The following is a 10,267-nucleotide window of genomic DNA, read 5'->3' on the forward strand; positions in this document are numbered from 1 at the left end:
CCACACGCTCCATCTCGTCGAGAAATACGCGTTTGCGCGTCCGCCGGATCGTCAGGTCAAGGTTCAGGTCGGTCTGTTTCATGTCCTTATTGTCCACGGCAACCGACCTGTTGAACATGCGGGCCTTCGCCAGTTTTGAACATCATCCCTAACGGGCGCCATATCGACGATCCTCAACGATGCAGCTGAGCTAGCGATCCGGAACGGCGATGAGTTCATCGATATCCCACACCTCGAGCGTGTTGCCCGAGCAAATGCCTGATATCGACAGGCCTTGGCCGATTGCACCTCGCCCCTTCTTCGAGGAGGCGTTTGGCAGCTGGCTCGGTCGGATCGCAGCGCGCTACAAGACAAGTGTTGGTTTGATCTGGGAAATGGGCACCGGCCTGGAGATGCCCAGACTGACCAAGGCGGGCTGGATCCTGTTCCCTCCTGTTTCATCCTCAAACCTGAGCCGGCTGTCCAGACTGGCACGTATCAACGACGGAATTCTGGACATGATCCAGACGCCGCATGAGTGGATCGTCGACCAGAGGTACCTGGCGTATTGCTTCAGATGTCTCGTGCTGAACAACGCCGATGTCACTGCATCGCGGTGGAAGAGGGAGTGGCTCGATCCGTCAGCTGACTACTGCAAGGTACATCACGGCCTGCTTGAGGCGGTTCCTCAATCGATTCTCGCGCGAGCCCCCAATTTCGACGCCGCACTCCGTGCGATATCGCGTTACCGATGCCCGCCGCTTACAGTCAGGAAAACACGGCGCTAGCAGTATTACTGGACGCTGCTAGCACTCTTGTGAACGCCGCTAGCAGTGATTGTGAACGCCTACATCAGTGGCGCAGGCCCGCGGGGAATTGACATGCCGGCGCATCAGCGAGTACAGCGTGCATACCAACAGCCAAGAGATGATCGCACCCGCGTCCATTGCGGCGCGATGCTCCAGGTAGAAGCGGTACGACGGCAGCGTGTTGTCAGGCACGATCTCGCCACGCGCTGAAGCGTGTTCGATAGCCCCTTTGACGGCGTTGAGCATCAACCCTTCGCACTGCGCCCGCAGATCCATGTCGGCTGGCATCTGCGCGATCACGCGGAAGTGGTGGACGACGTGTCCGATGATGCGTTTCGCCCACGAGATTGGATTGTCCTTGTCGAGCACGGTGCCGACGCCAACATATTTGACCGAGCTGTCCGCCGGCCCGAGGTAGTCGATGGCCTTTTCCAGCCACGTCCAGCGGTTCTGCCGTTCGGTCGGGATCTCGGCGTCGGTGATCAGGTCATCGCCGAACAGCACCATGGGCCGGCTCGATCCGTGAAACGTGCCGCGAATCGCCCGTTCCGCACCGAACAGGATCAGGTAGTCGAGGAACGGGGGCGCTTTGCTTGTCCAGCCCACTTCGCGACGAATCTCGGTGCGCTGCAGCAGCCTTTGCGCAATGATGTACGCGGGACCGATCTTGGTCGCGAGCGCCGCCGGATTGGCGCAGCAGTTTCGGGAAGCGCTTGAAAAAATGCACTTGGAACAGCGACGGCTCGCCGCGAATGTGATGCGGAAGGTATGTGTACACGAAGAACTGGGGGGCGCCATTGACGAGGACGCGTTTGCGGCGCACGAGACGTGCGGCCGGTGTCGGATCGAGGCCCGTCGACCAGGCGTCGATGTCGCGCCGCAGGGACGCCGCCAGCTTGGCTATTTCGTCGAAGAAATCCTTTTCGGTGAAGCGGCCCGAATTCATGACGTTGCCCGAGTGCGTTTAAATAGCCGCGCAGGTTATTGATCTGTGCGGAATCCAATTTTCGAAATATTTTGTTGACGGGAGCAGATATGACAGACGACGAATTCGTGCGCGACATGCAGATCAATATTGTTCAACTCGCGAATGCACTCGCAGATCAAACCGATACGCCCCGGGAAGCCATTGCCCAATTCTTCAGGTCGGTAGCGGAAGCGCACAGCGCCACCGACAACCACAAGGTGGTTGCTCAAGTCCTCAAACAGGCCGCGGAAGAGATCGACCCAAAATCTGATTCGATCGAGGACGGCCTTGTTGCATAAATCAGGCGTGGCACGGTGACGTTTACACACAACGGTGTGTGGTGAAGCTCCTGTTAACAATTCGGGTTCCTGCGTAGCTTCTCGATTTTTGCCGAGAAGATGCACAGGGACACAAGCAAGAGGCGGGGGGGGCAATGGTGCGCCACCGCGTCAGGAACTGGGCAGCTTACAACGCCGGCCTGATCAACCGAGGTAACGTGACGATGTGGATCGATGAAGCGGCCCTTGGTAGCATGCCCGAGGTCGAGCCAACGCGCGGCCGTCCGCGTTTGTATCGGGACGCGTTGATTCAGGCGTTGCTCGGCCTGAAGACTGTGTTCCGCTTGCCGCTGGACACCCTCCAGGGTATTCTCGATCTCGCTTTTGCCAGCCTGCCGGTGCCGAACTACACGACGCTTTGTCGTCGCGCGCAAACGCTTGAAGTTCAACTTCCGACCGTTCGCGACGACGAACCGATCAATTTGGTGGTCACCAACACCAGCTTGAAAGTCTACGGCGAAGGCGAATGGACGGATCGCCAGCATGGCTATTCAAAGCGTCGAACGTGGCGCAAAGGGCAGATTGCGCTCGACGGGAATACCTGTCAGATGCGTGCCACTTTGATGCCGCACCAAGACGTCGCCGACGACGATATCTTGGCCGATGCTCGACCAGATTCCGACCGACGCACGGCTCGATACAGTTGGCGGCGACGGTGCTTACGACTCCAAGCCGTGCCATGCCGCGATTACCACGCGGTGCGATACCGAGTATTCCACCGCGCGACGGCGCTGTTCACCGGAATGCGAGCGTTCCGGACGCCGCATAGCGCAATGAGGCAGTCGACACGATCGCTCGAGTCAGCCGCCGAGCATGGAAGAAGAGCAGCGGCTATCAACGTCGTTCGATCGCCGAGAACGCGGCGTATCAGTTCAAGACACTCACCGGCCCCTGCCCAGTGGGCTCAACGCATCGACTCGCAGGCTACTGAGGTCGCGATTCGTGTGGGTACGCTCAACCGCATGACTGAGTTCGTACGCACGAGTCCATCCACATCGCCTGGGACCATACAAAGGCATCACTTCGTCCTTGTGCCTGATTTATGCAACATCGCCAATCTACGCGAGATATTGCTGCACTGGAAATTTCAGATACGCCCCATGCTCTCCATCAGAAGGGAATCAAAAAAATCCATCGATCCACTCCAATTGGCTGGAATAGCGCCTTCCGTTGAAGTGGATCGATTAAAATGGCCATAAATTAGATTAAAAAACATATTCTAATGGAAATTATTTCGGGTGCACATGAATATTAAATCAAATATTATTGAATTTAAATTTATCGCGCCAGCAATGGTATTGATCTATCTTTTTGTTGCGATGTTCACCCACGCAATAACAGGCGACAAGACACACATCACATCGGCTTGGCTAGCATCAGGCGCTATGTTTGGTGTATTTATGGTGGCGCCACGAAATTGCTGGGCGGCGATCCTGGCAGGAACTTGGGCCGCTAGCATGGCGTGGGCACTGACAGAACGCGGCCTGTCCAGCGTAGAGGCTGTCGTCTTTTCTCTTATCGATCCGTTGAGTGTGCTGGCTGGCGTCACGGTAGCCGCTGGCATTGCACGCGGGCATCGAAATACATTGCGGGAGACGGGTGGGCTAATTGCAGGTTCAACTATAACAGGATTACTTGGTGCTACGTTGACTGTTCAGCTTGGGCATTGGCTGAGCCCTGCTTTTCAGCATAATGATGGCGGACGAGCATGGGCATGCTCGTCCGTGGTTGGCGTGTTAATTGTCGCGCCGGTTTTACTTGGATTTAATGATTTTCGCGTCAAACGCTCTGGTGGCATGTCAATGCGACAGTTTCGTACTGGAGCAGTATTGTTTTCGACGTTCATTGCCGTCACGTGGATCGTTTTTTCTGGTGATACACTGAGGCGGTTCGGCGCCTTCGCAGCCGCGTCTGCTTATCTCCCGCCACCGCTTCTGTTGCTGACCGCATTCCAGTGGGGTTCAAGTGGCGGTGCATTTACGACCCTAGTGGGCGCACTTGTGGTGATCGGTTTGACAACCTCAGGAGGCGGCCCGTTTCATATCTCACTTGAAATCGGCGATGCAGCATTAATCGAAGCAATGATATACGTATCAGTCTGGACGATAGTCACACTCCTGATGCAAGGCATAGTAAATGAGCGTTTCGCTACACTGATTGATGAAAAATCATGTCAGTTTCGATATCAGCAGATCATGGAAGCCGCATCTATTGCGAGCGTTGAGTTCGACGTTGCAACGGGTGAGGCCATATGGAGCGACAATGCCACATCAGTGTTAGGTTCAGACAAAGTAATGCAGGCTTCTTTCTCGAACTGGACAGAATGGATCGACCCGATCGACAAACTGCGCGCAGAAAAATCCCTAATAACAGTGAGGCAAGGACTTCAATGCAAGGTTACTGAAATATTACATCCACGAAATGCATTTTACCCAACAATAGAGGTAACTTTTGCGGCCGTACATGGACCAGACGGTGCGGTTGAGAAAGTTGCAGGATTATTCCGAACAGCGCAGATAGCTTAGAGCGACTAACACAAGTCATCCACGAATCGCGAGCAGATAATCGCAGTGGCAAGTTTTAGCGGCGCCGTATGGATGTCGAGCCGCTGTTCAAACGGATACGGAGCTCGCTGAAACCCGCAAACCAAGCATGTGTGCCTTCGACAACCCACCGATGGCGTCCGAGGCGCTCTTGCGTCAAGGCTGGCTTGCAAGCCAGCCTTGTCGAACCGGATTGTAAGCGTTGCTCCAGCACCGTCTGTTCATGACGGCTCATAGGCGGCAATCTGGTCCCCACCAAAATGTGGTGGGAATCAGAAGAAATGGAAATCAAGGCACGGGGTCGGCGGCGAGACTCCAGGAATTACACGAAGGAGTTCCGCGCGCGGTTGTAGCGGAAACGCGAGACCCGACTCGCTCGATGGCGGAAGTCGCGCGCGCGCATGGGCTGAACGCAAACCTTGTGTCGAAGTGGCAGCGAGATCAGGGCCGTGCAGCAACGCCCACATCCGTGCCGGCCGAAATATTCCTGCCTGTTCAGATGGCATCGCCGCCGATACCGGAGCCGGTCGGGTCATCCGGTCTGGTCGTCGAATATCGTGGCGTACGCGTCTGTTTCGAAGGCAAGCCGCAGCCTGATGTACTGCAGCTTGTGCTCACGAGCTTGCTGGGAGCGGGTTCGTGATGCTGGGCCTTCCCGCCGGGACACGTGTGTGGCTGGCTGCTGGCGTGACCGACATGCGCTCCGGGTTCAACAGCCTGGCCGCGAAGGTGCAGACCGTGCTCGAGCGAGACCCATTCAGCGGCCACGTGTTCGTGTTCCGCGGGCGACGTGGTGATCTGATCAAGGTGCTCTGGTGGAGTGGTGACGGCATGTGTTTGCTGATGAAACGGCTCGAACGTGGCCGCTTCATCTGGCCGCAGGCGGACGGAGGTGTCGTCTGCCTGAGCCAGGCGCAGCTGTCCATGCTGCTGGAAGGCATCGACTGGCGTCAGCCGGTGCGCACGGCGACGCCAACCTCTGCGTTGTAAACCTGCCGGCCGGCGCGTAGACTGCCGGCATGACGACGGCGAACGCGTACCCGGATGACATCGAAGCGCTCAAGGCCCTGCTGCTTGAGCGCGACGCGCGTATCGGGCTTCTGGAAGACGTGGTCGAATCGCACAAGGCAGCAACGGCGACGGACAAGGCCGAAATCGAGCATCTGAAGCTGCTGATTGCGAAGCTGCGCCGCATGCAGTTCGGCCGCCGCTCGGAGAAGCTGGATCACCAGATCGAACAACTCGAACTGCGCCTCGAAGAGCTCGAGGCCGACGAAGGCGCAACCCCCGTCGAGATCCCCAGGACGCCGCGCACGGCGCCGGAACAGGTACAACGCAAGCCATTGCCGGAACACCTGCCGCGCGAGATCCAGACCCATTGGCCCGAATCCCGTGAAACCTGCACGGCGTGCGGTGCGCCGATGAAGCCGCTTGGCGAGGACGTCTCGGAACAACTCGAATATGTGCCGGCGAGCTTCCGCGTCATCCGCCATGTGCGACCGAAGCTGGCATGTTCGTGCTGCGATCACATCGCTCAGGCGGCTGCGCCGAGTCGCCCCATCGAGCGAGGCATGGCGGGTCCGGGACTGCTGGCCCACGTGCTGGTCTCGAAGTTCGCGGATCACCTGCCGCTCTATCGGCAGTCGGTGATCTATGCGCGCGAAGGCGTCGAACTGGATCGCTCGCTGCTGGCGAAGTGGGTGGGTCACAGTGCGGCGCTGCTGCAACCGCTCGTCGACGCGCTGCATCGGCACGTGATGGCGGCAACGAAGCTCCATGCCGACGATACGCCGGTGCCGGTGCTCGCGCCGGGCAATGGCAAGACGAAAACCGGACGGCTGTGGGTCTACGTGCGCGACGATCGGAACTCGGGAGACGTGACGCCGGCGGCGGTCTGGTTCGCCTATACGCCGGATCGCAAGGGCATCCACCCGCAGCAGCATCTTGAATCGTTCAACGGCACACTGCAGGCCGATGCCTACAGCGGTTACCAGGCGATCTACGAAACGGGACGCGTCGCCGAAGCAGCGTGCTGGGCACATACCCTGCGGCAGTTCTACGAATTGCACGCCGCTCGCCCAAATGCGTTGAATACCGAGGCACTGGAACGCATCGGCGCGCTGTACAAGGTTGAGGAAACGATCCGGGGCAAGCCACCCGACGAACGCCGGGCGCATCGGCAAGCCCACGCCCGACCCCTGCTGGATCAGCTCCACACATGGCTGACGGCGATGTTGGAGACGCTCTCGCGCAAATCCGACACGAGTCGGGCGATCCTCTATGCGCTGAACCGGTGGGAGGCGCTCACGCGCTATTGCGACGATGGCCGCCTGGAGATCGATAACCTGCCGGTCGAGCGTGCGCTGCGCGGGGTTGCGATCGGGAGGCGGAATTACCTGTTCGCGGGGGCTGACTCGGGTGGCGAACGCGCCGCCGCGATTTACAGCTTGATCGGCACGGCGAAACTCAACGGCGTCGATCCCGAGGCTTGGCTACGCTTCGTTCTGCCACGCATCGCGGATCACGCGATCAACCGCGTCGACGAACTCATGCCTTGGGCCGTCGCAGACGAGATCTCTACACCGGCATAAACGCCAGCGGCGTCAAGACGGCACTGGCTACTCGCTTACGGTCAGACGTCGCGCGTCCACCCGTTCTTTGGCACGTTCCTAGACGTGGCGCGTCACCACCTTCACCGCGTTGGCACTGGTCGTACACTGCGCCCGCACCGGGCAGTGCCGACAGATTGGCGCATTGGATTTGTATTCGCGATAGCCGGCCCGATTGGTCGTGCTGTAAGGCAAGGCCTGCCCCTGCGGGCACACGTATTCGTTGCGATACGCGTCGTACTGGAACTGCCGTTTGTAGAACATGCCCGGCTTGTGGTTCGGCGTGCGATAGCCCATCACCCCGGCAATCCCGCGTTCCTCCAACCCTTGGCATACCGCTGGCGTGAAGTAGCCTGCATCCAGCCCGACCGCGTCCACCTTGAACTCGAAGTGCTTGCGCTGCCGATCCAGCCGCTCCAGATACGGCTGACTGTCGTGCACCGAGGCCGGTGTCTGCGTATCGGTGATGATCGCGTGCTTGGCATCCACCGTGCGGTGGTCCAGATAGAAGAATCCCTTCGGCTTGTCGTCCCGGACCATGTAGCCGCTGTCCGGATCGGTCCGGCCGATCTTAGTTTCCTTGCTCGGCGGCGGTTCGTCATCGTCACGATTCAGCGGCTTCTTGCCGTGCGCGGCCCGATCCGCATCCACCGCCGCATCCAGCTTCTGCACGTATGCCGCGGGCGTCTGCTCCAGCTTCACCACGTCGAACTTGTTCGCGTTCGCCTTCAGATGCGTGCTGTCCGTGTACAGCACTCGACCGTCGACCAGCCCGCGCTTCATTGCCTGCCGCACGATCTCGTCGAAGATTTCCTGATACACCGCCGTGTCCGTGAAGCGCCGGCGGCGATTCTGCGAGAACGTCGAGGCATCCCGCACCTTGTCGGTCAGCCGGAACCGGGCGAACCAGCGATACGCGACATTGACCTGGACCTCGCGCATCAGTTTGTCAGCAGTCTGAGCCGACCTCATGAAGGGGTCGGCTTTTTTGTGCTGCCGCAATGTCCTCGACGGTGCAAGAACAATTTCAGTACCGGTGAAATCAAGAAACCTCTCGGGAGCGCAAGCTACTCAAATCTCGTACTATCCGAAACGCTCATCTCCCCAGATGGGCATTCAGGACTTTTCGACTCTTTTGCATGCCGCCCCTCGGGCGGCATCTTTTTACTGACGTGAGAGACAGTTCTAGGTGGGGAGGGCGGAAACGTTCGTCTGTGTGGGTGCAGCTCAAAGGGAGAGCGGAATCTTCCAAGCTTCCGATGAGAGTTTGCTTCCCTTCACCCGCCCCACTGCGGATGTGATCCGTCGAAGTAGGGTTTTGCACCTGAAGCTGACGACGGTACCCTCCCGTAAGTTAGAATTACTGCGCTGCTGTCGTGGGCCTGTAGCTCAGTTGGTTAGAGCAGTCGACTCATAATCGATTGGTCGCCGGTTCAAGTCCGGCCGGGCCCACCACGAAACCCTCGGCGAGATAATTCGACCGATGCAGCACTTTGGCCGGTCCATACATCTCGTGAAATTGAATTCCCCGCGATGCCAAGACGATTCTTGTCGCACCTGCGGCTGCATTCGGGCACACTCGAAGCCGGCTACGTCATACCCCTCGGACGTGGCCACCTCGTGTGGTAGAGCGGAAGCTTTACCCTTAATGCCGCCTCACAAGGGCGGTATTTTTTTAGTTCATCGTGGAAAACCGTGGAGGTTTGCGAGGCAGTTGGTAATCTGATACCGCTAGAAACGGGTGGGCATCAACGGGCTGTCGATCCTGGTCGAACAGGCGATGCGCCTGAACCCGATGACCTGGACGCTGTTCGTGTTCGGCAACCGCCGGCGCGATCGCATCAAGATATCGGCTGGGGCGGCAACGGTCTCTAGCTGTTTCTCAAACGACTCGAAGCCGACCGCTTCATCTGGCCGAACGGAGGCGACACGATCACGCTCAGCGCTGAGCAGTTGCATTGGCTGCTCGACGGCATCGACCTAGCCGTAATCCGGAAGCATCCCCTGCGATATTACGCGCGGATGAGCTGAACACCACGCAGGTGGCATGGTCTATCGGCCATACCGAACAGCCCTGTCATGCCGAGTGTTGAGGAATCCAGGCACTGCTCGCCGAACGCGATGCGCTGCGCGATGAGCTTCGACTCGTGACGGCTCAGCGCGATCTAGCTGAGGAGAAACTGCGGGCCTACAAGTACGAACTGTTCGGCGCATCGAGCGAGGCGCGCCATGCCGATCAGCTTGGTCTGTTTAACGAAGCAGAGGCACTGGCGACGACTGCCGATGCGCCCGCGCGCGAGGACGTGCCCGGCGCATCGGTTGCAGCCCACACGCGTGGCAAGCGTGGGCGCAAACCACTCGATCCGAATCTGCCGCGCGAGGTCGTGCGGCACGAGTTGCCCGAGTCTGAACGGTTCTGCGCGCACGATGACCATGGTAATCTCCCCGAAAAACCGGTGTGACCAGAAGTAGAATTTTCTTGCTGAGGGAGTTCTACAGCATGAAGAAGTCGAGATTCACGGACAGCCAGATCATGGACGCGCTCAAGCGCGTGGAATCGGGGCTGTCGGTGCCGGACCTGTGCCGGGAGTTGGGCATCAGCACGGCGACGTTCTACAAATGGCGCTCGAAGTACGGCGGCATGGACGTTTCGCTGATCGCGCGGATGAAGGAACTGGAGACCGAGAGCGCCCGGCTGCGCAAGATGTACGTCGAGGAGAAGATCAAGGCCGAGATCGTAGCGGAGGCGCTCGCAAAAAAAGATTAAGGCCATCTTGCCGGCGTGAGATGGCCATGCGAGCGGTGTCCAGCCGGGGCGTATCGATCCGGCTGGCATGTGAGGCATTTGGGATCAGCCAGGCCCGTTATCGGTACGTCGGTCGGCGCACCGCCGAGAACGACGAGATTGCGAACTGGCTGCTGCGCCTGACGGACAACCACCGGAACTGGGGCTTCGGACTGTGCTTCCTGTACCTGCGCAACGTGAAAGGCTTCGGCTGGAATCACAAGCGCGTGTACCGGA

At 58.9% G+C, this 10,267-nt stretch carries 9 protein-coding genes, 2 tRNA genes and 5 pseudogenes; 12 read left to right on the plus strand and 4 right to left on the minus strand.

Going from position 1 to position 10,267, the window contains the following annotated elements; genetic code table 11:
• The first annotated feature begins 209 nt into the window (after window positions 1–209).
• Window positions 210–767: a TniQ family protein gene (locus tag ACNQQL_RS35220; protein ID WP_347069315.1), complete on the plus strand. Its 558-nt coding sequence runs from the start codon at window positions 210–212 to the stop codon at window positions 765–767.
• A 39-nt stretch (window positions 768–806) separates the two neighbouring features.
• On the opposite strand, the gene ACNQQL_RS35225 is transcribed toward ACNQQL_RS35220, so the two are convergent.
• Together ACNQQL_RS35225 and ACNQQL_RS35230 are read right to left on the minus strand one after the other, a co-directional pair.
• A complete protein-coding gene (locus ACNQQL_RS35225) occupies window positions 807–1,295 on the minus strand; it encodes a hypothetical protein (protein WP_347069321.1) in 489 nt (162 codons plus the stop codon).
• On the minus strand, window positions 1,276–1,734 hold the full coding sequence (locus ACNQQL_RS35230) for a hypothetical protein (RefSeq protein WP_347069323.1): 459 nt from the start codon (window positions 1,732–1,734) through the stop codon (window positions 1,276–1,278). The genes ACNQQL_RS35225 and ACNQQL_RS35230 overlap by 20 nt, the downstream gene beginning before the upstream one ends.
• A gap of 89 nt (window positions 1,735–1,823) precedes the next feature.
• Here ACNQQL_RS35230 and ACNQQL_RS35235 point away from each other — a divergent pair, with 89 nt between their 5' ends.
• The 3 genes and pseudogenes from ACNQQL_RS35235 (at window position 1,824) to ACNQQL_RS35245 (ending at window position 4,618) form a co-directional block, all read left to right on the plus strand.
• Window positions 1,824–2,054 carry a hypothetical protein gene (locus ACNQQL_RS35235; RefSeq protein ID WP_347069325.1) on the plus strand — a complete coding sequence of 77 codons (231 nt, stop codon included), beginning with the start codon at window positions 1,824–1,826 and terminating at the stop codon, window positions 2,052–2,054.
• 134 nt (window positions 2,055–2,188) lie between these two features.
• Window positions 2,189–3,073: pseudogene (locus ACNQQL_RS35240) on the plus strand (IS5 family transposase); the annotation flags it as partial.
• Window positions 3,074–3,337: 264 nt separating this feature from the next.
• Complete coding sequence (locus tag ACNQQL_RS35245) at window positions 3,338–4,618, plus strand: MASE1 domain-containing protein (protein ID WP_347069327.1); 1,281 nt, start codon at window positions 3,338–3,340, stop codon at window positions 4,616–4,618.
• 5 nt (window positions 4,619–4,623) lie between these two features.
• Here ACNQQL_RS35245 and ACNQQL_RS35250 read toward each other — a convergent pair.
• Window positions 4,624–4,787: pseudogene (locus ACNQQL_RS35250) on the minus strand (IS5/IS1182 family transposase); the annotation flags it as partial.
• A 228-nt stretch (window positions 4,788–5,015) separates the two neighbouring features.
• Here ACNQQL_RS35250 and ACNQQL_RS35255 point away from each other — a divergent pair.
• The 3 genes from ACNQQL_RS35255 to tnpC are packed head-to-tail and all read left to right on the plus strand — an operon-like array spanning window position 5,016 to window position 7,227.
• On the plus strand, window positions 5,016–5,279 hold the full coding sequence (locus tag ACNQQL_RS35255; RefSeq protein WP_347069329.1) for a hypothetical protein: 264 nt from the start codon (window positions 5,016–5,018) through the stop codon (window positions 5,277–5,279).
• Window positions 5,279–5,626 carry an IS66 family insertion sequence element accessory protein TnpB gene (tnpB, locus tag ACNQQL_RS35260; RefSeq protein ID WP_347069351.1) on the plus strand — a complete coding sequence of 116 codons (348 nt, stop codon included), beginning with the start codon at window positions 5,279–5,281 and terminating at the stop codon, window positions 5,624–5,626. The genes ACNQQL_RS35255 and tnpB overlap by 1 nt, the downstream gene beginning before the upstream one ends.
• 29 nt (window positions 5,627–5,655) lie before the next feature.
• Window positions 5,656–7,227: an IS66 family transposase gene (gene tnpC / locus ACNQQL_RS35265; protein WP_347069338.1), complete on the plus strand. Its 1,572-nt coding sequence runs from the start codon at window positions 5,656–5,658 to the stop codon at window positions 7,225–7,227.
• Window positions 7,228–7,308: 81 nt separating this feature from the next.
• Here the strand turns inward: tnpC and ACNQQL_RS35270 are convergent.
• A pseudogene (locus ACNQQL_RS35270) lies at window positions 7,309–8,217 on the minus strand (IS1182 family transposase); the annotation flags it as partial.
• 244 nt (window positions 8,218–8,461) lie between these two features.
• On the opposite strand from ACNQQL_RS35270, the gene ACNQQL_RS35275 reads away from it, so the two are divergent.
• The 5 genes and pseudogenes from ACNQQL_RS35275 to ACNQQL_RS35295 form a co-directional block, all read left to right on the plus strand.
• Window positions 8,462–8,534 (plus strand) — tRNA-Gly (locus tag ACNQQL_RS35275).
• A gap of 89 nt (window positions 8,535–8,623) precedes the next feature.
• Window positions 8,624–8,700, plus strand: a tRNA-Ile gene (locus ACNQQL_RS35280).
• A gap of 453 nt (window positions 8,701–9,153) precedes the next feature.
• Window positions 9,154–9,276 (plus strand): hypothetical protein, encoded by a 123-nt coding sequence (locus ACNQQL_RS35285; RefSeq protein ID WP_416392819.1) that lies wholly within the window; start codon window positions 9,154–9,156, stop codon window positions 9,274–9,276.
• Between the two features lie 30 nt (window positions 9,277–9,306).
• Window positions 9,307–9,680, plus strand: a pseudogene (locus tag ACNQQL_RS35290) (transposase domain-containing protein); the annotation flags it as partial.
• Between the two features lie 65 nt (window positions 9,681–9,745).
• Window positions 9,746–10,267 (plus strand): annotated as a pseudogene (locus tag ACNQQL_RS35295) (transposase); the annotation flags it as partial.

Origin of the sequence: Burkholderia sp. LFS061 (genome assembly GCF_047978125.1) — a bacterium.
Classification (GTDB): Bacteria; Pseudomonadota; Gammaproteobacteria; order Burkholderiales; family Burkholderiaceae; genus Burkholderia; species Burkholderia pyrrocinia_C.